Genomic DNA, 20,790 nt, shown 5'->3' with positions numbered 1-20,790 from the left:
CATGGGAGCCGCTGCGGTCGTGGCGGTCGGCCTCGGCGCGACGCCGGCCGCCGCCGCGCCCACCGACTCCACGACCGTCACCTTCGAGATCCTCGCGGGCACCCTCGACATCGACGCCCCGGCCACCGCGGACCTGGGCGACGGGGCGCCCGGCGGCACGATCACCGGCCAGCTCGGCCCGGTCACCGTCACCGACTCGCGGGGCGCCACGGACGCCTCCTGGGTCGCCTCGGTGACCGCGTCGGTGTTCCAGACCGGCGGCGGCACCGCGCCCGAGACGGTCCTGCCGGAAGAGATCGACTACTGGTCCGGCCCGGCCACGGCGACCACCGGAACCGGCACGTTCACCCCCGGCCAGCCGACCGCGGGCGACGCCGAACCGCTGTCGAGCGTCACCCCGGTCATCGCGTTCACCCACACCGGAGGCACCGGCGGCAACACCGCCACCTGGAACCCCACCCTGACCGTCAACGTGCCGCTGGACAGCGTCGCGGGGGTCTACACCGGGACGGTGACGCATTCGGTGGCGTAGCCGCCGGGGCCGGTCGGCCGCTGCGGCCATGCTGGCACTGCTCTGTCTCGCCGGCCCGGGTCTGTCGACCCGGGCCGGCGCGGCCGAGCCGGACCCGGACGAGGGCAGCATCGGCATCCGGTTGCTGGAGGCTCCCACCAACCGCCGTGACGATCCCCGGGCACGGCGCTACGTCGTCGACCACCTGCCGCCGGGCGAGACGATCAAGCGGCAGCTCCTGGTGACCAACCGCACCGACGAGCGGCGACGGATCGACGTCTACCCGGCCGCGGCGACCCTCGAAGAGAGCAGGTTCGTCTTCGGTGAGGGACGCGCGGCCAACGAACTCACCTCCTGGATCAGCCTGGACCGCACCACGTTCGAGCTGGGTCCCCAGGCGGAGACCCGGGTCCGGGCGACCGTCCGGGTGCCCCCCGCCGCCTCGGCCGGCGAACGGTACGGGGTGATCTGGGCGTCCACCACCTCCCTGCCCCGGCCGGGGGGCCAGGTCACCCAGACCCACCGGGTCGGTGTCCGGATGTACCTCGACATCGGCCCCGGCGGCGAGCCGGCCTCCGACTTCACCATCGGTGACCTGATCCCGGCCCGGAGCCCGCAGGGCGAACCCTCGGTCGCCATCGGGGTCACGAACACCGGCGGCCGGGCCCTCGACCTGACCGGAAAGGTGGCCCTCACCGAGGGACCCGCCGGTACCCGGGCCGGCCCCTTCGACGTGGTGCAGGGCACGACCCTGGCGCCGGGACAGTCGGGGCAGGTCACCGCCCGGTTCCCGGCGGAACTGTCGAACGGGCCGTGGACGCTCCGGGTCGACCTGGAGAGTGGCCTGGTGAAGAAGGACGCCACCGGGCGGATCGAGTTCCCCGACCCCGGCGAGACCGGGAAACCGGCGACGTTCCTCTCCCGGCTGGCCACCTGGTGGACCGTGGCGATCGCGGCAGCGGGCGTGCTGGTCGTCGCCGGTCTGACGACGCTGGCCCGGCGGTCCCGCCGCCGGATCCTGGTCGGACGCTGAGTCCGGCGGTCCCGCCGACGGATCCTGGTCGGACGCTGAGTCCGGCGGCCCCGCCGACGGATCCGGCGGGGACGCTGAGTCCGGTCGCCGGGCCGGAGCCGACCCGGTCAGGCCGGACGTCGGTGGCGAACCGCCCACCAACCGACCAGCAGCAGGGCCAGGCCGAGCGTCAGCAGACCGACTTCCCGGCCCGGGCCCGATCCGGTCACCGGCAGCTCGCCGCCGGGATGGCCGGGCGCGGGCTGGGTCGGGGCGACGGAGGGCTGGGTCGGGGCCGCCGTGGGTTGGGCCGGCACCACCTCGAAGCTGACTCCGGTCCCCGCCGACGGCTCGGCCCGTACGGCCGACACGACGGACGTCCGGACTGCCGCGTCGGCCGGAGCGGGCAGCAGCAGTGCCGCTGCGACGACGAGCACACCACCCGCCGGCCATCTGGTCTTCGCGCCAACCATCCCCGGGCCCCCTTCCCTCGGCCGATTCACTAGAAAGCTACCCTTTTCGGGCAGATCGTGATGCGGCTTCAGGTTCCGGCCCCCCGGGGGATGTCAGAACGCGGCAAGCACCACCGGCTCGGCCATCGCGTAGTAGCGCTGGTCGCCCGCACTCCCGTCGACCGGGGTACGGAGGCGTTCCAGCGCCAGGTAACCATCGGCGGCCCAGCTCAACCCCGGTGTCCAGCCCGTGCCGTCCCGCCCGACGGTGAACCGGAAGCGGGACCGCTCGGCACCGCTGGCCGGATCCAGGGTGACCAGATCCTTCTCCCCGGTCAGCAGGTGCACCCGGCCGGGTTGAGCGGCGACCACCCGGGTCCCCGGGCCGAGGTCGGCACGGCGCCACAGTTCGTCGCCGGTCAGCGCCGACCGACCGGTCACCACACCCTCGGCGGAGACCCCGACGCCGGTCTCCCCCGCCAGCACCGTGCCGGCCCGGTCGAGGCCGGGCGCAGCGACCGGATCGCCGGTGCCGAGCAGCCAACCCCGGCCGCCGTCCGCCCTCGCCGTACCGGCGGCACCCGGCTCGGCGACCTGTAGAGCGGTGCAGGACGAGTGGGCGGTGGCGCAACCGGTCGGGGTGACGGACAGCTCCGACCCGGCACCCGGAGGAGTCCACCGCTGTGTCACCGCCCCGGTGGTGACGTCCCGGAACTCGACCGCCGGGCCGCCCGCACACCGGTCCAGGGTGGCGAGCCGGCCGGCGGCCGTGGTGCCGACGTCGGTACGGCAGTCGGCGGCGACGTCCACCCGCCACAGTCGCCGCCCGGTGGTGAGGTCGGTTCCCTGGATCCGGTCCGGTCCGACGACCACGACCACGGTCCGCCCGTCCGGGGTGGTCGCGGTGTGCAGCCCCTCCGGGGCCCAGACCGTCGCCGCCCCGGTCCGCCGGCCGGTGTAGCCGGCTCGGGCCGGGGGCGCGTCGGCCCGCCAGGCGACCCGGCCGGTCTCCGCGTCCAGGGCCACCAACTGCCCGTCCGACCAGCGGCCCACCACCGTGGTCCCGCCGGCCACCACGCCACTGAGCTGCGCCGGCCAACGCCGGTACGACCAGTACGGGGTGTTGCGCTGCCGGTCGTCGACCGGCACGTCCGCCCAGAGCTGGCGGGTGGTGGCGTATACCCGCAGCCGGCCGTCGACGACCAGCGGGGCGGTGGAGAACCGGCCGATCGGTCCGGTCTCCGGCACGACGGTCCCCGGTCGGACCCCGCGCGCCTCGGTGACCACCTCGGCCGGGGCGAGCACCCGGTACACCGTGACGGCGGCCAACCCGGCGACGAGCAACGCCGCGACCGTGACGACGATCCGCCGCCGGCCCTTCGGGATCCCCATGCCCCACCTCCGCCCGGCACCCTACCCAGCGAAGGGGGGCCCACCCCTGCCCAGGTGGTGCCCGACCGGCCCGACGCTCGGGTACGGCTGCGCGACCACCCGGCAGAGCGGAGGTGGGCCGACGGTCGGAGGTTCGCGTCCCGCCCCGGTCGACGGGTGACGCCGAACCCCTCGACCGTCGACGCCCCGGCGCTCAGGGCCGCAGCCGGTCCTCCCGCAGCGCGGCGACGAACGCCGACCACCCCGGCGGGCTGACCGCGAGCGTCGGGCCGGCGACGTCCTTGGAGTCGCGTACGCCGACCACACCGAGGGCGCCGACCAGGTTGTCCGCCACCTCCACGCAGAGCCCCTGGTCGTTGGAGCGGCTGCTCTTGCGCCAGACGGCGCCGACGAGATCGTTCATCTCGCTTACCTCCCTGTCCGGTGGGACGTCCCACGACTGCCGCCGCCCGGCGGGCGGCGGGATCCGAGACGATCAACGGAGGAGGAGGGGACGCCGGTCGGACCGGTTGTGCGACCGGCGGCCGGAGGTCAGTGGGCGGGGAGGATCGTGCCGGTGACCTCGCCGAGGGCGATGACGGTGCCGTCCGGGCCGGGCGCGGTGGCCGTCACGGTGACGGTGTCCCCGTCCTCCAGGAAGGTACGGGTGACGTCGCCGACCCGTACCGGCTCGGTGCCACCCCAGGTCAGCTCCAGGAACGAGCCGGCCTGGTCGCGCCCGGGACCGGAGACCGTGCCCGAGGCGTACAGGTCACCGGTCCGCAGCGACGCCCCGTTGACGGTCAGGTGCGCGAGCTGCTGGGCCGGTGTCCAGTACATGCCGGCGAAGGGCGGCTCGCTGACCCGCTCGCCGTTCCACTCCACGGCCAGCCGCAGGTCCAGCCCACGGTGCGGGGCGTCCCGCAGGTAGTCGAGCACCGCCGGGTCCTGCTCCGGGGCCGGCACGAAGGCGTCGGCGAGCGCGTCCAGCGGGGTGACCCAGGCGGAGACCGAGGTGGCGAAGGACTTGCCGAGGAACGGGCCGAGGGGTTGGTACTCCCACGCCTGGATGTCCCGGGCCGACCAGTCGTTGACCAGCACCACGCCGAAGACGTGGTCGGCGAGGTCGGCGACGGGGACCCGGTGGCCCAGCGGCGACCCGACGCCCACCACGAAGCCCACCTCGGCCTCGATGTCGAGGCGTACCGAGGGGCCGAAGACCGGACCGTCGGCGGTGGCACGCTGCCCGCACGGGCGGACCACCGGCGTACCGGAGACCACCACCGTGCCGGCCCGGCCGTGGTACCCGACCGGCAGGTGCTTCCAGTTCGGCAGCAACGGCGGCTGACCGGGGCGGAAGATCTGCCCGACGTTCGACGCGTGCTGCTCGGACGAGTAGAAGTCGACGTAGTCGGCGACCTCGAACGGCAGGGCCATCTCCACCTCGGCCAGCGGCACCAGCAACGGCTCCACCGCCGGCCGGTGCTGCGGGTCGGTGAGCAGCTCGACCAGGCGCTGCCGGACGGCCGTCCACTGCGGACGGCCGAGCGCCATGAAGTCGTTCAGCGTGCCCCGGCCGAACGCCCCGGCGGCCAGCACCAGCCCGGCTTCCTCCGCGCCGGCCAGGTCGAGCACGAGGTCGGCGATGCGCACGCCGATCCGGGGCTCCCGCCCGCCGTGCCGGAACGCCCCGTACGGCAGGTTCGTCACGCCGTACGGCGACCCTGCGGCACCTGTCACCCAGCTCATCTACGTCCAGCCTCCGTCCACCAGCCCCAGCCGGATCAGGTCGGTCAGGGGTTCCTGCACGCTGCACGAACCGAAGCCCACCCAGAGTGGGCGTGCCCCGTCGCGTCCGGGCTCCACCTGCTGAAGCAGCGGACGCGGGTCGGTCCTGGTCAACACCTCGGCCACCGCCTTCACCCCGGCGCCCTCGGCCGCCGCGCCCACGGCGGCCAGCACGTTGACGAAGCCGTGGTGGGTGAACCCGGTCTCCGGATCGAGGTGGCGGGTCGCGTGGTGCAGCCCGGCGGTGAGCTTGAACGGCACCGTCCGGTCGCGGCAGGCACAGATCACCGTGGCCAGCTCACCGGGGGTGGGGAAGAGTTCGGCGGCCAGTCCACCGGTGCGGAACTTGGCGGCGATCCGGACGCCGGCGGACCGCTGCTCGGCGAGTGAGTCGAGGGCGTTCATCAGGCCCCAGCTCAGCGGCAGCTCGGCGTACACGTCCAGGTCGGGGTGGCCGGCGGCGAAGGCGGTGAGTTCGGCGAGACCGGGCAGCGGGTCCTCGCCGCGCCGGGCCACCGCCGCCTCCACCTGCCGCACCCGCAGCCGGGGGTCGGCCGTCGCGCGGGCGTCGCCGAGCCGGTCGAGCGGGACGTCCCCGATCACGCCGACGTCCAGCCGGACTGCGCCCGCCGGCCGCGAGCCGGTCCCGGCGACGCCGGTCGGGTGGGGGCCGGTCCCGTCCGCTCCCGCCGGCCGGGAGCCGGTCCCGGCCGCCGGGTGGGGGCCGTGGTCGCCGGTCGGTGTCCACTCCGACGCGTCGAGGAGCCGGGCCAGATCGGGCAGGGCCGAGGCCGGCACGAGCAGCGGACCGACCAGGTCGGCGTACCAGGAGGCGCGGTGCCCCCGGTGGGCGGCGAGGGCGTCGGGCAGGGACGCGCTGCCGGGCGGGAAGACCGCGGCGTCGTCGACGAGTCCGGCGAGGAACCGGGGCACCTGCGTTGACACGAGACAAGAATCTACGGGACGCTACGAGGAACGGACAACAGCGTCCGATTATCGGACACACTCGGCCGGTGCCTGGGACTGATCAGGAGGCGAGATGCCGTACTACCGCAGCGTCGGAGAGGTGCCGCGCAAGCGCCACACCCAGTTCCGCCAGCCCGACGGCAGCCTGTACGCCGAGGAGCTGATGGGTCAGGAGGGCTTCTCCTCCGACTCGTCCCTGCTCTACCACCGGTACGCGCCCACCGCCATCGTCGCCGCCGAGGAGTTCACCCCGGCGACCGTGCGCCGGGTGCCGAACCTGCCGCTCAAGCCCCGCCACCTGCGTACCCACAAGCTCGACGGCGGTACCGCCGACCCGGTGCTGGGCCGGCGGTACCTGCTCGCCAACGACGACGTGCGGATCGCGTACGTGGTCGCCGACCGGCCGTCGCCGCTGTTCCGGGACGCCACCGGCGACCACTGCCTCTACGTCGAGTCCGGCTCGCTGCGGGTGGAGTCGCCGTTCGGCGTGCTCGACGCGGTGGCCGGTGACTACGTCGTCATCCCCACCTCGACGATTCACCGCCTGGTGCCCACCGGTGACGAGCCGGCCCGGCTGTTGGCGGTCGAGGCGGCCGGACACGTCGGCCCGCCCAAGCGGTACCTGTCGGTCCGGGGGCAGTTCCTGGAGCACGCGCCGTACTGCGAACGCGACGTCCGGGGACCGGACACGCCGCTGCTGGTCGACGGCGAGGAGGTGGAGGTCCTGGTCCGGCACCGATCCCGGGCCGCAGGCCCGAACGGCAGCGGCACGGCCTGGACGCGTCATGTCTACGCCCGTCACCCGTTCGACGTGGTCGGCTGGGACGGGCACCTCTACCCGTGGGCGTTCTCCATCCACGACTTCGAGCCGATCACCGGCCGGATCCACCAGCCCCCGCCGGTGCACCAGACCTTCCAGGGGCCGAACTTCGTGATCTGCTCGTTCGTGCCGCGTAAGGTCGACTACCACCCGGACGCGATCCCGGTGCCGTACAACCACCACAACGTCGACTCCGACGAGATGCTCTTCTACACCGGCGGCAACTACGAGGCCCGGCGCGGCTCCGGCATCGAGCAGGGGTCGATCTCGCTGCACCCGTCCGGCTTCACGCACGGTCCCCAGCCCGGCGCGGCGGAACGCTCGATCGGCGCCGACTACTTCGACGAACTCGCCGTCATGGTCGACACCTTCCGTCCGCTCGACCTCTGCGACGCGGCGGCCGAGTGCGAGGACCCGGGCTACGCCTGGACCTGGGCCCGCCGCCCCTGACCCCGGCACCACGGCCCGTCCGGCCGGCCGGCTTCGGCGCCTCGGCGCACCGGTCGGGGGAACCGGCGTCTCAGCGCACCGGCCGGGAGAACACGGCGATCTCGGCGACCGCCGTCGCCACGATCGCCAGCACCAGCGGCCAGGGAGTCCCGACCAGGGCGTAGAGCAGGATCAGGGCGGGCGCGGCGGCCACCGCGTACACCGCCAGGGCCAGCGTCCGGTCGGTGCGCAGCAGCCCGGGAAGGATGGCGCTGGTCAGGTTGGGCACCTTGGCGGCGTACCGCCACACCACCAGCGCGCCGCCGAGCGCGGCGAACGCGGCGAGGAACCGGGACTGAACGCCACTGCCCACGGCCAGGCAGGCGATCAGTACGGTCGCCACCAGGGACCAGCCGGCGCCGTAGAGCACCAGCCGGCGCAACCCGTCGGAGATGGTCCGGCCCGAGTCGACCCGGCCGGGGCTGATCGCCGCAGCGGCGGCCAGGTGCTCCAGCGCTTCGGCGTAGCGCCGCTGCTCCAGCCGGATGACGCCGATGTCGTGCTGCGCCTCGCCCAGTTCCGGGTCGAGGCGTAACGCCTCGGAGTACGCCCGCTCGGCCAGGTCGAACAGCTCCAGCCGGGCGGCGACCAGGCCGAGCACCAGGTGCGCCTGCGGCTCCTCGGGGGCCAGTTCCACCCCGCGCCAGGCCGCGTTCAGCGCCGGCTGACCGTTGCGCGCGCCGGCCAGGATCGCCGCCGCGCTGCGCTGGGCGTACGCGTCGTCCGCGCCGAGCGCCAGGATCTCGTCGGCGGTACGGGCTGCCTCGGCGTACCGCTGCAGGTCGGTCAGGGCCAGTCCCCGCGCGACCAGGGGTTCGACCCAGCCGGGGGCGGCTGCCGCGGCCGACTCGGCAGCGGCGAGCGCCTCGGCGGCCCGATCGGCCGCCAGGTGCACCCGGGCCAGCATGGCCAACGCCGGGGCGTGCGCCGGATCCCGGGCGAGCAGGTGGGCCAGCTCGCCCGCCGCCTCGTCGTAGCGGCCGAGTTCGGCGAGGAGCTGGGCGCGTTGGAGGTAGCTGTCCGGGGAGACGGTCTCCTCGGTCATGCCGGGCCGCCGCCGTGGCCGGCCGGGACGGGTGGGTCGAGCGGGTACACCAGGGCCACCGCGACGCCGGCGAGGCCCTCGCCCCGGCCGGTGAAACCGAGCCCGTCGGTGGTCGCGGCGGCCAACGACACCGGCGCGCCGACCGCCTCGGTGAGCACCCGTTGCGCCTCGTCCCGGCGCGGGCCGATCTTCGGGCGGTTCCCCACCACCTGCACCGAGACGTTGCCGATCTCGAAGCCGGCCGCGCGCACCCGACGGGCGCTCTCGGTGAGCAGGGCGATCCCGGGGGCACCCGCCCACTCCGGTTCGGCGACGCCGTAGTTGGCGCCCAGGTCGCCGAGGCCGGCGGCGGAGAGGAGTGCGTTGCAGGCGGCGTGGGCGACCACGTCGGCGTCGGAGTGACCGGCCAGTCCGACCTCGCCGGGCCAGTGCAGCCCGGCCAACCAGCAGGGGCGACCGGGATCGAAGGCGTGGATGTCGGTGCCGACGGCCACCCGGGGAACGATCATGGAGTCAGGGTACGCGTCAGACGCGTACGGTCAGCAGGTGCTCGGCCAGCGCCAGGTCGAACGGTCGGGTGATCTTCATGGCGTACTCGGAACCGGGCACGCAGACCACCGGGACGCCCTGCTTCTCGACCAGCCCGGCGTCGTCGGTCAGCGGGTCGACGGCGGTGGCGTGCGCGGCGGCCAGCACCGCTCGGCGGAACCCCTGGGGCGTCTGCACGGCCCGCAACACGGAGCGGTCCACGGTGCCCCGGACCACCTCGTCGGCGGAGACCTCCTTGATGGTGTCCACCACCGGCAGCACCGGGATGACCGCGTCGTGCCCGGAGCGGACCGCCGCGGCGACCGACTCGACGAGACCGGCGGGGACGAGGGCACGGGCCGCGTCGTGCACGAGGACGATCTCGGGCCCGGCCGGCACGGCGGCCAGCGCGGCGGCGACCGAGTCCTGCCGCTGCGCCCCGCCGGCGACGACGGTGACCGGGGCGACCGGGGCGAGCAGTTCCGCCACGGCGGCGACCTCCGCGACCGGGGCGGCCACCACGATCGTGTGCACCGATCCGGCGGCGGCGATCCGGCGTACCGCGTGCACGAGCAGGGGTTCACCGGCCAACGGCCGGAGCGCCTTGGGCGCGCCCGGACCGAGTCGGATCCCGGCACCGGCCGCAGGCACGAGGACCGCGACGTCACCGCACGGATTGAGCTGCGCGGTCACGTCGCGGTCCTCGTTTTTCTTTGCTACGGGGTGGGTACGACGATGCTGTGGGGACTAGGCCTCGGTCAGGACCTTGTCGAGCAGCGTCTCCGCCTCGTCCTTGGTGCTCTTCTCGGCCAGCGCGACCTCGCCGACGAGAATGTCCCGGGCCTTGGCCAGCATCCGCTTCTCGCCAGCGGAGAGGCCCCGCTCGCGCTCCCGCCGCCACAGGTCACGAACGACCTCGGCCACCTTCAACGGGTTACCGGAGGCCAGCTTCTCCAGGTTCGCCTTGTAACGCCGCGACCAGTTGGTCGGTTCCTCGGTGTGCGGAGCGCGGAGGACGTCGAAGACCTTGCCCAGACCCTCTTCGCCGACCACCTCACGCACGCCCACGATCTCGGCGTTCTCAGCGGGCACCCGGACCGTCAGGTCACCCTGCGCAACCCTCAGAACGAGGTACTGCTTAGGCTCACCCTTGATGACCCGAGTCTCGATTGCCTCGATGAGTGCGGCCCCGTGGTGGGGGTAAACAACGGTCTCGCCGACACTGAAAACCATAGGTTCGAAACCCCTTTCGCTGTGTCTAGGGTAACACGCTCAGGCACCGATGTCTCACCGCAGTCCTGACCGTAAGCGCAGCTCAGGGGCCATGTGAGAGGCATTTCTTCAGCTTGACATCCAGTCAAACCGATGATTTGAACACGCTCCGTAACAACTGGAACACGTCCCGGTGCGGGTGTCCGGGCCATCCGCCTCAGGGATGTCCCGCGAGGGGCGGGTCCAGGGGGATGCACTCGTTCGATGGTACCGGCCCTTACAAGGACGCGCCCGGGTGTAGCGCCGGGCGGCCCGGGTGGAGGACATTGGAGGCACCCCGCCTTCCCACCACCACCACGGCATCCGGAGGTCTCATGGGCATGCCCGAACCCCACGGCCCATGGTCCACCGACGGCCTGCCCGACCTGCCGCCCGAGTGGGGCCGGGTGGTCGTCCCGGACGACGCCTCCGCGCTCGCTCAGGAGGCCGCACAGGTCCGTCGTGAGCTGCGCGAGGCCCACCGGGACGCGCGACGGCGATCGTGGCGGGGCACCCTGACCCTGCCGGTCCTGATCCTGGTGGTGGCGGTGCTCGCCACCCTGGCCGGGCTGGTCACGGTCACCTGGCCCCGGGCCGGATCCTCCACCCCGTCCGCCCCGGCCACGGCGCGGGAGCCGCTGCCCGATCCGGTCGGGCGCCCGCTGCCGGCCCTGGACCTGGTCGACGAGGCCCAGGTGCCGGTGCCGCTGCGCAGCCTCCTACCGGCGGTGGTCCTGCTGGTCGACGCGTGCGCCTGCCCGCAGCGGGTGACCGAGGCGGTCCGCGCCGCCCCGCCAGGGGTGCAGGTGGTCACCGTGGTCGGCGGACGCACCGTGCCCACGTCCGCAGCCGGTAGCGCGCCCGGCGTCCGGCGCCTCGCCGACCCCGCCGACGGGCTGCGCGCCCTGATGCACGCCGACCCCGTCCCCGGCACGGTCGACGTCCTCCTGGTGAACCGCACCGGCACCGTCGTCCGGGTCGTCCCGGCGGTCGGCTCGGTGGAGGACTACCGGACGGACCTGACCCGCCTGACCGGCTGACCCACCCGACCGGCCGACGTCGTCCGCACGGGGAGCCGGCGAGGGCACGGCCCCCGGCAGGCGCCGGAGCGGGCACGGTGGGTCAGTCCAGGGCGACCAGCATGGCGCTGAGTTCCACCGCGCCCTCCTGCCGGTGGGTGATCCGCACCGACAGCGGGCTACCGGTCGCGGTCACCGCGATCGAGTGCAGGGTCCCGTCGCACCCGCTGACCCGCCGGCCGTTCCAGAGCCGCCCGCTGCCGATCCGGACCAGCAGGTCGCCGTCGCCGTCGCAGAGCACCAGCAACTGGTACCTGCTGCCCGGCTGCGCGGCGGACTGCCGGCGCAGCTCCCGGACGTTGTCGGTCATCAGCCGGTTCTCCCGCCAGAGGACGGTGCCCAGCCGGGACGCGCCGTCCCCGGGGCCGTCCGGGCTCGCTCCCGGCGCCCCACCCGACGGGGGGTCGACGGTGACCCGGCTGCCCGACAGGGGGCCGACCCGACCGGGGAACAGTTCGACGCTCCGCCCGGTCGACGGTTCGACCAGGAACGTCCGGCCGTCGCCGGGACCGGGCGGTGCGGACGGGATCGCGGTGACACCGGAGGCGGCTGCGGCACGCATGACGGCGTCGGCGCGGGGCGCCATGGCGGAGCCGGGCGTGGTCCCGGGGTCGGCGGCGGTCCACCAGCCCGCGCCCACCAGCAGCGCGGCGACGGTCAGTCCGGGCAGCCATCCGGACCGCCCCTCGGCCTGGGAGTCCATCAATGGAGCCTAGCCGTCGACCGGGACGCACCGCATCCGTCAGGGTTCCGCGCCGACCGGCCGGCGGCTCAGTCCCGACGCTCGAGCAGGGCGGAGTAGAGGGTCAGGCCGGGGCCGAAGGCGAGCATGACGACCCGCTGCGGCGGTACCGGTCGGCGGAGCAGCCGGTCGAGGATCAGCAGCACCGTCGGGGAGGAGCAGTTGCCGTGCTCGGCCAGGGTCTCCCGGGAGGCGGCCAGGGCCCGCTCCGGCAGCGCCAGTTCCCGCTCCACCACGTCGAGGATGCGCGGGCCGCCCGGGTGCACCGCCCAGCCGTCCACCCCGGACCGGTCGGTGCCGTGCCGGGCCAGCAGGCCGTCCACCAGCCCCCGGACGTGCCTCGAGAGCACCTGCGGGACCTTCGGGGAGAGTCCCATCCGGAACCCGGTGTCGGTGACCTCCCAGGTCATGTGGTCGGCGGTGGAGGTGTCGGTGACGGCGGCCACCTCGCGCAGCGCGTAACCCGGGCCGCCGGGCACGAGCACGGCGGCGACCGCGGCGTCCGAGAAGAGCGCGTGGGAGACGATCTGCTGGGTGTCCAGCCGGGACGTGGCGGGCTGGATGTGCAGGCTGGTCAGTTCGGCGCAGAGCAGCAGCGCCGGCCGGCTGCGGGCGGCGACGAAGTCACCGGCCGCACCGAGGCCGGGCAGCGCCGCGTAGCAGCCCATGTGCCCGACGAACATGCGCTGGGTGTCCGGTGCCATGCCGAGGTCGCGGGCGAGCATGATGTCCAGCCCCGGCGTGGCGTACCCGGTGCAGGAGCAGACCACGAAGAGCCCGATGTCACCCGCGGAGAGCCCGGCCGCGGTGAGCGCCCGGCCGACCGCCTCCTTGCCGAGCGGCAGCGCCTCGATCTGGTAGCGGCGCATCCGTCGCTCGGTCGGCCACTCCGAGACGTCCTCCAGCAGCGGGTTGACCGCCGCCTGTCGCCGGCTCACGCCGGAGTTCGCGAAGATCCGCCGGGCCAGCGCGCGGGTGACGCCGGAGTAGTGGCCGGCGAAGAAGCCCGTCCAGAGTTCGTCCTGAGCGGCGGACGACGGTTGCGCCGTACCGAGACCCGCGATCACCGGCACGGCCATGTTTCCCCACCTCTCGTCGCGCACCACCTGCTGAAGACCAACGAGGGAGCCGGTCGTCCGGTCCGTCCCGTCGGTCCCCGGCGTCCCCTTCTACCCTGCCCGGCGTCGGCTACCCCTGTCGGACACCTCTGCCCTGGTAGAGCACGGCGGTGGAGCGGGTGGGCACCACCCGGGGCCGCCGGCCGACCCGGGACGTGAACGGGGCCAGCGCCGGCACGGCCCGCCGGAGCAGCCAGCCGGCCAACCCGACGACCTGCGGACGGAGCCCGCGCACCCGCAGCGCCACGCCGTGCCGCGCGCACTCGCGCACCAGTTCACGGTCGTCGACGAAGAGGCGGGGGTCGTGGATCCCGCGCGGCACCGCCGGGAGGCGCTCACCGATCCGGACCGCCACCAGGCGACTCAGCGCGGTGGCGTTGAGCGTGTCCAGCACGAGCAGCCCGCCGGGACGCAGCAGCCGGCACGCCTCGGCCACCGCCCCACGCCAGTCCGGTACGTGCTCCAGCACCTCACCGGCGGCCACCACGTCCGCGCAGCCGTCCGCCAGCGGCACCGTCGTGACGTCGGCGTTGACCACCGTGACGCCGTGCGCGGCGGCCTGCTCCAGCGCGGAGCGGGTCAGGTCGACCCCCACGTGCCGGTAGCCCTTGCCGGCCAGGTGCGGCGCGAGCAGCCCGGCGCCGCAGCCCAGGTCGACCAGGACCGCGCCGGGCCGGCGGGCCGGCGGCACCAGCGCGGCGCGGGCCTCCGCCAGCCAGTGCAGCATCGCGAACGCCCCGTCCGGGCGCCACCACTCGCCGGCCAGGTCGTCGTACTGCCGGGGATCGTTCGGCGGCAGCGCGGACGGAGGGACGGACGACGACGCCAGACGGTCTCGCATGGGACGAGCGTGGCACGACCGGCCGGTAACGGCCAGACTTCCCCTTATGTGGCGAACCGTGTTAGGGCTGGTCAGAGCGTGTCACCCGGAACCGGCCGCCGCCGTGACCGTGGTGGCCGGGCTACTCGCCTGGGGCGTCGGGCACACCCCCGCCGGGATCGCCTCGGTGGTGGCCACCGTGCTGGCCAGTCAACTCGCGGTGGGCTGGTCCAACGACCGGTTCGACGCCGACCGGGACGAACTGGTCGGCCGCGCCGACAAGCCCGTGGTCTCCGGTACGGTCAGCCGCCGGACGCTCGGCACGGGCGCGGTGCTGGCCGCGCTGGCCGCCCCGCTGGTGGCGTCGACCACCAACCCGGTGGCGGCGCTGTGCGCGACGGTCGGCCTGGCCTCCGCCCTGCTCTACAACTGGCCGCTGAAGTCCACCCCGATCTCCGTGCTGCCGTACGCGATCTCGTTCGGTGCGCTGCCCGCGTTCGTGGTACTGGCCCTGCCGGGCGCGCCGGCCCCGCCGGTCTGGCAGGTCGCCGCCGGGGCGCTGCTCGGCGCGGGCGCGCACTTCGCCAACGTCCTGCCCGACCTGGCCGACGACGCCCGTACCGGAGTGCACGGCCTGCCGCACCGGCTCGGTGCCGCCGGCAGCGGGGTGGCCGCCGCCGGGCTGCTGCTCGCCGCCACCGTCGCCCTGGTCGTGGGACCGGCCGGGCCGCCGTCCTGGGCGGGCCTGTCGGCGGTCGGGGCCGCCGCCGTGGTCCCGCCCCTGAGCTGGTACGCCGGCCGGCGCGCGGCGCGCGTCGGAGCCCGGCCGGTCGGCGCGTTCCGGGGTGTGGTCCTGGTCGCCGTGATCGACGTGGCGCTGCTGGTGGCGAGCGGCCGGGTGCTCTGAGCGTGGTCGGGGGCCGGCTTTGCCGGGTCGCCGTGCACCACTCGATCAGGTCCAACTACGCTGGAGCGCGGTCTGCGCGGGTATGGCCACCACACCGGGCGTACGCCCGGCGGGGATCGCAACGAGGAGGACGCGACGTGACGCGCTCGATCAGGGGCTCCCGACGGGCGGCCGTGCTGCTGGCCGGTGCCGCGGCGACGGGCCTGCTGGTGTCCGGCTGTGGTACCGGGCAGATCTCCGAGACCGCCGTCAAGGAGGCCTCGGTCCAGGGCATCAACACCGGCACCCCGGACGGCGCCTACCTCGTCCGTGGCCTGGTCGTCGAATTCCCGGGCGGTGAGGGCTACCCGGCCGGCGGCGACGCTCCGCTGAGCGTGGTGCTCTACAACGACACGCGGGATCCGGTCACGGTCACCGTCAGCACCGACAGCGCACGGCAGATCGTGCTGTCCGGTGCCGGCACGTCCCCGTCCGCCAGCCCGAGCGAGTCGGCCCCGGCCAGCCCGTCCGCCCCGGCCAGCCCGAGCGAGTCCGCCCCGGCCAGCCCGTCCGCGTCCGGCTCGGCCAGCCCCGCCGATCCGGCCAGTCCGTCACCGTCCGACTCGGCGAACCCGGCGCCGAGCGACCAGGCCAGCCCGTCGCCGAGCGAGCCGGCCCCGGCCGGTGCGCCGGCCACCGTCGAGATCCCGCCGTTCGGCTACGCCCAGCTCAACCAGCAGGGCGGCCGGTTCCTCCAGCTGATCGGCCTCAACGAGCAACTGCGCCCGGGGCAGCAGGTCAACCTGGTCTTCGACTTCGGCAACGGCAAGCGGGTCAGCACGCCGGCCCCGGTCGGCGTGCCGCTGTCGCCGCAGGCTCCGCCGTCGCCCATCATCGAGCGGCACGGCGGCGGCGAGGACGAAGAGGGCGGCCACTGAGCCCCTCCCCCGTTCACCCAGAACACCGCCGGCGTGGCACGCACCACGCCGGCGGTGTTCTCGTCGTAGGGGTTGGCTAACGTCCTGGTGTGACGACCTCCCGAGCGACCCCGCGCGGCGCGACCGGTTCCGCCCGCACCCGGGCGGCCCGTGAGCCCCGCCCGGCGTACGAGTGCGACGCCTGCGGCCACCAACCGCCGAAGTGGGTGGGGCGCTGCCCGGAGTGCGGCGAGTGGGGCTCGGTGGTCGAGTGCACGCTCACCGGGCCGACGGTCTCCGGCCGGGTGGTCAGCTCCCGGGTACCGGCCGAGCCCGCCCGACCGATCGCCACCATCAGCGCCGCCCCCGCCAAGGCCCGCCCGACCGGGGTGGCCGAACTGGACCGGGTGCTCGGCGGCGGCCTGGTGCCCGGTGCGGTGGTGCTGCTCGCCGGGGAGCCCGGGGTCGGCAAGTCCACCCTGCTGCTCGACGTGGCCCAGCAGTGGGCCGCCGGGGCGGGCAGCCCGTCGCTGGTCGTCAGCGGCGAGGAGTCGGTCAGCCAGGTCCGGCTGCGGGCCGAGCGGATGGACGCCCTGCACGACCAGCTCTACCTGGCCGCCGAGAGCGACCTCGGCGCGGTGCTGGGGCACCTCGACGCGGTCAAACCCGGCCTGCTGGTGCTCGACTCGGTGCAGACCATCTCCACCCCCGGCAGCGACGGCGTGCCCGGCGGGGTGACCCAGGTGCGGGCGGTCACCGCCGCACTGGTCTCGGTGGCCAAGGAACGGGGCATCGCGACGGTCCTGGTCGGTCACGTCACCAAGGACGGCCAGGTCGCCGGCCCCCGGGTGCTGGAGCACCTGGTCGACGTGGTGCTCCACTTCGAGGGCGACAAGCACTCCTCGCTGCGGCTGGTCCGGGGCGTGAAGAACCGCTTCGGCGCGGCCGACGAGGTCGGCTGCTTCGAGATGCACGAGCGGGGTATCAGCAGCCTCGCCGACCCGTCCGGGCTGTTCCTGACCCGGTACGCCGAACCCGTGCCGGGCACCTGCGTGACGGTGGCGATGGAGGGGCGGCGCGCGCTGGTCACCGAGGTCCAGGCGCTGATCGGGGCGACGGTGGCCGGCTCGCCGAGGCGTACGGTCTCCGGGTTGGACGGCGCCCGGTTGGCGATGGTGCTCGCCGTCCTCCAGCGGCGCACCGAACGGCTGACCCTGCACGACCGGGAGGTGTTCGCGGCGACCGTCGGGGGCATCCGGGTGGTCGAACCGGCCGCCGACCTGGCGGTGGCGCTCGCGGTCGCCTCCGGCGGGCTCAACCTGGCCATCGCCCCGCATCTGGTGGCGATCGGCGAGGTGGGGCTGACCGGCGAGGTGCGCCGGGTCGGCGCGGTCCCCCGCCGGCTGGCCGAGGCGGCCCGGCTCGGGTTCCGGCTGGCCCTGGTGCCCAATGGCTGCGGTCCGGGCGCCTCGGGGGTCAGCGCCCCGGAGAACATGCAGGTGATCGAGGTCGCCGACGTCCGGGCGGCGTTGCAGTGCGCGGCCCGCGCCTCGGCCGAGTGACCACCGGCCGGGAGGCCGCCCGCCGGGGCGGCGGCGGGTCGTCGGGCGGGGTACGCCACGACGCTCCCGCAGGTGGAGAGGGGAAGTGGACACCGTGACACATCACAGTAACCACGGCAGCACCCATTGCATGCCAGTCCGTAGACTGTCGGCGTGCCGATCGACCGCGATGCCAGCAAGCCAGCCGGCGCGACGCCCCACGCCCGTAGCGGCCCCCTGGGCTCGCCGGCACGACCGATCAGCGTCAGCGTGACCGGCATCGCGAGCACCGTCGGTGCCGGAGGCGACCCGCTCCGGGCGAATCTCGCGCTGATGGCGCCCGGCACCGCGCTCCGCGACGGACTGGAGCGCATCCTGCGGGGCCGGACGGGCGCGTTGATCGTCCTGGGGTACGACCGGACCGTCGAGACGCTCTGCACCGGCGGCTTCCCGCTGGACGTGGAGTTCTCCGCCACCCGCATCCGGGAACTCTGCAAGATGGACGGCGCGGTGGTGCTCTCCAGCGACGGCACCCGCATCGTCCGGGCCGCCGTGCACCTGATGCCCGACCCGTCGATCCCGACGGAGGAGTCGGGCACCCGGCACCGCACCGCCGAGCGGGTGGCCCGGCAGACCGGCTACCCGGTCATCTCGGTCAGTCAGTCGATGCGGATCATCAGCCTCTACGTCAACGGCCAGCGGCACGTGCTGGACGACTCCGCCGCCATCCTCTCGCGCGCCAACCAGGCGCTGGCCACCCTGGAGCGCTACAAGCTACGGCTGGACGAGGTTTCTGGCACCCTCTCCGCCCTGGAGATCGAGGACCTGGTCACCGTCCGGGACGCGGTGGCGGTGGTGCAGCGTCTGGAGATGGTCCGCAGGATCGCCGACGAGATCGCCGGCTACGTCGTCGAGCTGGGTACCGACGGCCGGCTGCTCGCCCTCCAGCTCGACGAGCTGATGGCCGGGGTGGACGCCGACCGCACCCTGGTCATCCGGGACTACCTCCCCATCGGGCGTAAGTCCCGCACCCTGGACGAGGCCCTGGTCGAGCTGGACCTGCTCGGGGCGACCGAGCTGATCGACCTGGTCGCGGTGGCCAAGGCCATCGGCTACCCGGGCGCCTCGGACGCACTGGAGGCGGCGGTCAGCCCGCGCGGTTTCCGGCTGCTGGCCAAGGTGCCCCGGCTGCCGGTGGCCATCGTCGACCGGCTGGTGCTGCACTTCGGCAGCCTCCAGCGCCTGCTCGGGGCCACCGTGGAGGACCTCCAGGCCGTCGAGGGGGTCGGTGACGCCCGAGCCCGCGGCGTCCGGGAGGGGCTCTCCCGGCTGGCCGAGGCGTCGATCCTCGAACGCTACGTCTGAGCCTCGCCCCCTGCCCGTCAGGGTGGCCGGGCCGCTGTCACTCGCTCGTGGCGTGGGCGGTTCCCCTGCCACCACCCCGGGTGGCGGCAGGGGGCCACCCGCGCCGCAGGGGGCCGGGGCGGGTCAGTTGGTGACGGTGAGCTTCACCGGGGCACTGAGCTTGGTGTCGAGCCGGCCGAAGACCTGGTACGTCCCGGCGGGTGCCGGGTCACCGTTGGCCAGACCGTTGGCGCACCGCGTGGTGTCCTGCCCGTTCCAGGTCACCTGGTACGACCGCTCGAAGCCCGGACTGAAGGACTGCACGTCCGAGCCCTTGGCGGTGCCGCAGGTGTCCGAGGACCACACCTTCTCCGCGCCGGACTTGACGAAGAGTTCCTGAAGGTCGGCGCCGACGTCCCGGGTGCACGTCCGGTCCGAGGTGTTCTTGATCCTGAGTTGCAGGTCGACCGGGCCGCCGGAGCGGACCGAGGTGGGCGCCACCACCGGGGTCACCGAGATCTCGGCGTCGGTGCAGCCGTTGGCACCGCCGGCCGGTACGACAGGACCACTGGGGGCCGGCGGCGCGCCACTGGACGTCCCCGGACCGCCACCGCCCGGCCCGCCACCGCCCGGCACATCGGGCTCGGCGGACGCCGGCGGCTCGCCTGACTGAGGCGTCAGTACCGAACCGGTCGGAGCCGGGTCACCCGCCGACGGTGTCGGGGTGGGTGACCGCTCGGGGCTCGCGGTGTTGTCGCCCGACCCGCTGCACGAGTAGAGCACGACAATCAGGAACAGGATCCCCGCTCCAAGTACGACGGCACGACGCCGCCAGTACACGGCGGGCGGCAGGGGGCCAACCGTCAGACGCATGATGCCCCCACGGTAGCGGCGCAACGGTCGCCGACCGGGCACGACGCGCCGGAACGGGAACGCCTCACCGTGCCAACTCCTCACCGGTCAGAGGTAGACCTTGCGTTGGTAGATCGCGTGCGCGCCGGCCACCCGGTCGAGGAAGAGCAGGCCGGCACAGTGGTCGATCTCGTGTTGCAGGGCACGGGCCTCGAAGCCGTCGGTGGCGAGCCGCACCGGCCGGCCGGTGCCGGGCAGGACGCCCTCCACCACCAGCCGGCCGGCCCGCTTCACGTCGCCGGTGAGGTCGGGCACCGACATGCACCCCTCCCGGCCGGCCTTCCACCGGCTCGCCTCCACCACCCGGGCGTTGCAGAGCACGAACGTGCCGTGCACCGTCGCCGACTTCGGGTGACCGGTCACGTCGACCGCGAAGACCTGGGCCCCGATCCCGATCTGCGGGGCGGCCAGTCCGACGCAGCCCGGGGAGACCCGCATCGTCGCGACCAGGTCGGCGGCGAGGCGTACCACCTCGTCGGAGGTGGCGTCGACCTCGCCACCCGCCCGGCTGAGCACCGTGTGCGGCGCGGCGACCACCGGCCGCACCTCGCCCGGCACTCCGAGCGCCTCCGGTGTCCAGCCGTCCAGGCCGGTGATCTGCGTGGTCACAGCAGATCCGGATCGGCCGGCCGGAGTGTCACCTCGACACCCAGGTCGGCGGCGGTACGGGCGAGCGTCTCCCGGAGCCGGTCGGCCGCGCCCTCCGGCAGGTCGACCTCGGCGACCACCACGTAGAGCTCCCCGGTCAACCGGGTGGTGAGGTCGGTGACGTTGCCGCCGACGTCGGCCAGCGCCCGCGTCGTCGCGGCGACGATGCCGAGCCGGTCCGCGCCGTGCACCGCCATCACGTACGGCTCGCCGGGGGACGCCGTGGCACCGTCCGGGGTGACCGTCCGGACGCTCGCCAGGAGACGGCCGTCGGCGGCGAGCGGGGCGAGCGCGGCCTCGACCTCGGCGGCGGCCGGGCCGACGCAGACCAGGGTCATCGCGAAGTGACCGCGTAACCGGGTCATCGTCGAGTCGGTGAGGTTCGCGCCGAGCCCGGCGAGCACCTCCGCCACGTCGGCCACGATGCCGGGCCGGTCCCGGCCGATGACGGTGATCGCGAGCTCGTTCATCCCGGCATTCTCCCCGACCAGCGCAGCGGCCGGACGTCGACCGCCGGGACCGCCCACGCTGCGGGACATCCCGGACATGA

Annotated in this window: 22 protein-coding genes and 1 pseudogene; 8 read left to right on the top strand and 15 right to left on the bottom strand. The window is 74.4% G+C overall.

All coding sequences use genetic code 11. The features are described from left to right. Nucleotide 1: 1 nt before the first annotated feature. Complete coding sequence (locus AB0F58_RS07130; protein ID WP_357139202.1) at nucleotides 2-532, top strand: hypothetical protein; 531 nt, start codon at nucleotides 2-4, stop codon at nucleotides 530-532. Between the two features lie 28 nt (nucleotides 533-560). Further along, nucleotides 561-1,544, top strand: coding sequence for a hypothetical protein (locus tag AB0F58_RS07125; protein ID WP_357139200.1), 984 nt, complete (start codon nucleotides 561-563; stop codon nucleotides 1,542-1,544). A 107-nt stretch (nucleotides 1,545-1,651) separates the two neighbouring features. Here the strand turns inward: AB0F58_RS07125 and AB0F58_RS07120 are convergent, their stop codons facing one another. The 5 genes and pseudogenes from AB0F58_RS07120 to AB0F58_RS07100 form a co-directional block, all read right to left on the bottom strand. Then, nucleotides 1,652-1,996, bottom strand: coding sequence for a hypothetical protein (locus AB0F58_RS07120; RefSeq protein WP_357139197.1), 345 nt, complete (start codon nucleotides 1,994-1,996; stop codon nucleotides 1,652-1,654). 93 nt (nucleotides 1,997-2,089) lie between these two features. Next, on the bottom strand, nucleotides 2,090-3,367 hold the full coding sequence (locus AB0F58_RS07115; RefSeq protein ID WP_357139194.1) for a PQQ-binding-like beta-propeller repeat protein: 1,278 nt from the start codon (nucleotides 3,365-3,367) through the stop codon (nucleotides 2,090-2,092). 193 nt (nucleotides 3,368-3,560) lie between these two features. Further along, nucleotides 3,561-3,770 (bottom strand): DUF397 domain-containing protein, encoded by a 210-nt coding sequence (locus tag AB0F58_RS07110; protein WP_357139190.1) that lies wholly within the window; start codon nucleotides 3,768-3,770, stop codon nucleotides 3,561-3,563. 128 nt (nucleotides 3,771-3,898) lie between these two features. Beyond that, complete coding sequence (gene fahA, locus AB0F58_RS07105; RefSeq protein WP_357139186.1) at nucleotides 3,899-5,095, bottom strand: fumarylacetoacetase; 1,197 nt, start codon at nucleotides 5,093-5,095, stop codon at nucleotides 3,899-3,901. Continuing rightward, nucleotides 5,096-5,749, bottom strand: a pseudogene (locus AB0F58_RS07100) (hypothetical protein); the annotation flags it as partial. 424 nt (nucleotides 5,750-6,173) lie between these two features. Here AB0F58_RS07100 and AB0F58_RS07095 point away from each other — a divergent pair. Next, complete coding sequence (locus AB0F58_RS07095; RefSeq protein ID WP_357139183.1) at nucleotides 6,174-7,370, top strand: cupin domain-containing protein; 1,197 nt, start codon at nucleotides 6,174-6,176, stop codon at nucleotides 7,368-7,370. Nucleotides 7,371-7,440: 70 nt separating this feature from the next. On the opposite strand, the gene AB0F58_RS07090 is transcribed toward AB0F58_RS07095, so the two are convergent. The 4 genes from AB0F58_RS07090 to AB0F58_RS07075 are packed head-to-tail and all read right to left on the bottom strand — an operon-like array spanning nucleotide 7,441 to nucleotide 10,215. Further along, nucleotides 7,441-8,454, bottom strand: coding sequence for a tetratricopeptide repeat protein (locus tag AB0F58_RS07090; protein ID WP_357139180.1), 1,014 nt, complete (start codon nucleotides 8,452-8,454; stop codon nucleotides 7,441-7,443). Continuing rightward, the gene (gene ispF / locus AB0F58_RS07085) at nucleotides 8,451-8,963 is read right to left on the bottom strand and encodes a 2-C-methyl-D-erythritol 2,4-cyclodiphosphate synthase (protein ID WP_357139178.1); all 513 of its coding nucleotides are present in this window, start codon (nucleotides 8,961-8,963) and stop codon (nucleotides 8,451-8,453) included. Before ispF ends, AB0F58_RS07090 begins: the two co-directional genes overlap by 4 nt. 16 nt (nucleotides 8,964-8,979) lie before the next feature. Further along, entirely contained in the window at nucleotides 8,980-9,675 is a 696-nt protein-coding gene (gene ispD, locus AB0F58_RS07080; protein ID WP_357139175.1) for a 2-C-methyl-D-erythritol 4-phosphate cytidylyltransferase, read from the bottom strand. A gap of 54 nt (nucleotides 9,676-9,729) precedes the next feature. Continuing rightward, complete coding sequence (locus AB0F58_RS07075; RefSeq protein WP_007073334.1) at nucleotides 9,730-10,215, bottom strand: CarD family transcriptional regulator; 486 nt, start codon at nucleotides 10,213-10,215, stop codon at nucleotides 9,730-9,732. 353 nt (nucleotides 10,216-10,568) lie between these two features. Here AB0F58_RS07075 and AB0F58_RS07070 point away from each other — a divergent pair, with 353 nt between their 5' ends. Next, nucleotides 10,569-11,273, top strand: coding sequence for a hypothetical protein (locus AB0F58_RS07070; RefSeq protein ID WP_357139171.1), 705 nt, complete (start codon nucleotides 10,569-10,571; stop codon nucleotides 11,271-11,273). Nucleotides 11,274-11,355: 82 nt separating this feature from the next. On the opposite strand, the gene AB0F58_RS07065 is transcribed toward AB0F58_RS07070, so the two are convergent. From AB0F58_RS07065 to AB0F58_RS07055, 3 genes are all read right to left on the bottom strand, one after another. Then, on the bottom strand, nucleotides 11,356-12,015 hold the full coding sequence (locus tag AB0F58_RS07065; RefSeq protein ID WP_357139168.1) for a hypothetical protein: 660 nt from the start codon (nucleotides 12,013-12,015) through the stop codon (nucleotides 11,356-11,358). A 68-nt stretch (nucleotides 12,016-12,083) separates the two neighbouring features. Then, nucleotides 12,084-13,133: a type III polyketide synthase gene (locus AB0F58_RS07060; RefSeq protein ID WP_357139165.1), complete on the bottom strand. Its 1,050-nt coding sequence runs from the start codon at nucleotides 13,131-13,133 to the stop codon at nucleotides 12,084-12,086. Between the two features lie 109 nt (nucleotides 13,134-13,242). After that, nucleotides 13,243-14,013 carry a methyltransferase domain-containing protein gene (locus AB0F58_RS07055; protein ID WP_357139163.1) on the bottom strand — a complete coding sequence of 257 codons (771 nt, stop codon included), beginning with the start codon at nucleotides 14,011-14,013 and terminating at the stop codon, nucleotides 13,243-13,245. A 46-nt stretch (nucleotides 14,014-14,059) separates the two neighbouring features. On the opposite strand from AB0F58_RS07055, the gene AB0F58_RS07050 reads away from it, so the two are divergent. The 4 genes from AB0F58_RS07050 to disA all read left to right on the top strand — a co-directional run bounded on the left by AB0F58_RS07050 (nucleotide 14,060) and on the right by disA (nucleotide 18,701). After that, on the top strand, nucleotides 14,060-14,899 hold the full coding sequence (locus tag AB0F58_RS07050) for a UbiA family prenyltransferase (protein ID WP_357139161.1): 840 nt from the start codon (nucleotides 14,060-14,062) through the stop codon (nucleotides 14,897-14,899). Between the two features lie 137 nt (nucleotides 14,900-15,036). Further along, complete coding sequence (locus AB0F58_RS07045) at nucleotides 15,037-15,816, top strand: hypothetical protein (protein WP_357139158.1); 780 nt, start codon at nucleotides 15,037-15,039, stop codon at nucleotides 15,814-15,816. Between the two features lie 89 nt (nucleotides 15,817-15,905). After that, nucleotides 15,906-17,357 (top strand): DNA repair protein RadA, encoded by a 1,452-nt coding sequence (gene radA, locus AB0F58_RS07040; RefSeq protein ID WP_357139156.1) that lies wholly within the window; start codon nucleotides 15,906-15,908, stop codon nucleotides 17,355-17,357. Nucleotides 17,358-17,510: 153 nt separating this feature from the next. Then, entirely contained in the window at nucleotides 17,511-18,701 is a 1,191-nt protein-coding gene (gene disA, locus AB0F58_RS07035; protein WP_357139154.1) for a DNA integrity scanning diadenylate cyclase DisA, read from the top strand. A gap of 123 nt (nucleotides 18,702-18,824) precedes the next feature. On the opposite strand, the gene AB0F58_RS07030 is transcribed toward disA, so the two are convergent. From AB0F58_RS07030 to AB0F58_RS07020, 3 genes are all read right to left on the bottom strand, one after another. Further along, nucleotides 18,825-19,553, bottom strand: coding sequence for a hypothetical protein (locus AB0F58_RS07030; protein WP_357139151.1), 729 nt, complete (start codon nucleotides 19,551-19,553; stop codon nucleotides 18,825-18,827). A gap of 87 nt (nucleotides 19,554-19,640) precedes the next feature. Next, nucleotides 19,641-20,201, bottom strand: a complete 561-nt coding sequence (locus tag AB0F58_RS07025) for a peptide deformylase (RefSeq protein WP_357139147.1) — start codon at nucleotides 20,199-20,201, stop codon at nucleotides 19,641-19,643. Then, nucleotides 20,198-20,710, bottom strand: a complete 513-nt coding sequence (locus tag AB0F58_RS07020) for an ACT domain-containing protein (RefSeq protein ID WP_357139144.1) — start codon at nucleotides 20,708-20,710, stop codon at nucleotides 20,198-20,200. Before AB0F58_RS07020 ends, AB0F58_RS07025 begins: the two co-directional genes overlap by 4 nt. Between the last annotated feature and the right edge of the window lie 80 nt (nucleotides 20,711-20,790).

The sequence above is a fragment of the Micromonospora sp. NPDC023956 genome, assembly GCF_040639195.1.
Lineage (GTDB): Bacteria > Actinomycetota > Actinomycetes > Mycobacteriales > Micromonosporaceae > Micromonospora.
Note: the sequence above shows the minus strand (reverse complement) of the source record. Positions and strands in the feature narration are given on the sequence as shown.

What these genes read in the sequence shown, in the direction of transcription:
- AB0F58_RS07130 (WP_357139202.1), top strand. Translation starts at nt 2, where the DNA reads ATGGGAGCCGCTGCGGTCGTGGCGGTCGGCCTCGGCGCGACGCCGGCC.
- AB0F58_RS07125 (WP_357139200.1), top strand. Translation starts at nt 561, where the DNA reads ATGCTGGCACTGCTCTGTCTCGCCGGCCCGGGTCTGTCGACCCGGGCC.
- AB0F58_RS07120 (WP_357139197.1), bottom strand. Translation starts at nt 1,996, where the DNA reads ATGGTTGGCGCGAAGACCAGATGGCCGGCGGGTGGTGTGCTCGTCGTC.
- AB0F58_RS07115 (WP_357139194.1), bottom strand. Translation starts at nt 3,367, where the DNA reads ATGGGGATCCCGAAGGGCCGGCGGCGGATCGTCGTCACGGTCGCGGCG.
- AB0F58_RS07110 (WP_357139190.1), bottom strand. Translation starts at nt 3,770, where the DNA reads ATGAACGATCTCGTCGGCGCCGTCTGGCGCAAGAGCAGCCGCTCCAAC.
- fahA (WP_357139186.1), bottom strand. Translation starts at nt 5,095, where the DNA reads ATGAGCTGGGTGACAGGTGCCGCAGGGTCGCCGTACGGCGTGACGAAC.
- AB0F58_RS07095 (WP_357139183.1), top strand. Translation starts at nt 6,174, where the DNA reads ATGCCGTACTACCGCAGCGTCGGAGAGGTGCCGCGCAAGCGCCACACC.
- AB0F58_RS07090 (WP_357139180.1), bottom strand. Translation starts at nt 8,454, where the DNA reads ATGACCGAGGAGACCGTCTCCCCGGACAGCTACCTCCAACGCGCCCAG.
- ispF (WP_357139178.1), bottom strand. Translation starts at nt 8,963, where the DNA reads ATGATCGTTCCCCGGGTGGCCGTCGGCACCGACATCCACGCCTTCGAT.
- AB0F58_RS07075 (WP_007073334.1), bottom strand. Translation starts at nt 10,215, where the DNA reads ATGGTTTTCAGTGTCGGCGAGACCGTTGTTTACCCCCACCACGGGGCC.
- AB0F58_RS07070 (WP_357139171.1), top strand. Translation starts at nt 10,569, where the DNA reads ATGGGCATGCCCGAACCCCACGGCCCATGGTCCACCGACGGCCTGCCC.
- AB0F58_RS07065 (WP_357139168.1), bottom strand. Translation starts at nt 12,015, where the DNA reads ATGGACTCCCAGGCCGAGGGGCGGTCCGGATGGCTGCCCGGACTGACC.
- AB0F58_RS07060 (WP_357139165.1), bottom strand. Translation starts at nt 13,133, where the DNA reads ATGGCCGTGCCGGTGATCGCGGGTCTCGGTACGGCGCAACCGTCGTCC.
- AB0F58_RS07055 (WP_357139163.1), bottom strand. Translation starts at nt 14,013, where the DNA reads ATGCGAGACCGTCTGGCGTCGTCGTCCGTCCCTCCGTCCGCGCTGCCG.
- AB0F58_RS07050 (WP_357139161.1), top strand. Translation starts at nt 14,060, where the DNA reads ATGTGGCGAACCGTGTTAGGGCTGGTCAGAGCGTGTCACCCGGAACCG.
- AB0F58_RS07030 (WP_357139151.1), bottom strand. Translation starts at nt 19,553, where the DNA reads ATGCGTCTGACGGTTGGCCCCCTGCCGCCCGCCGTGTACTGGCGGCGT.
- AB0F58_RS07020 (WP_357139144.1), bottom strand. Translation starts at nt 20,710, where the DNA reads ATGAACGAGCTCGCGATCACCGTCATCGGCCGGGACCGGCCCGGCATC.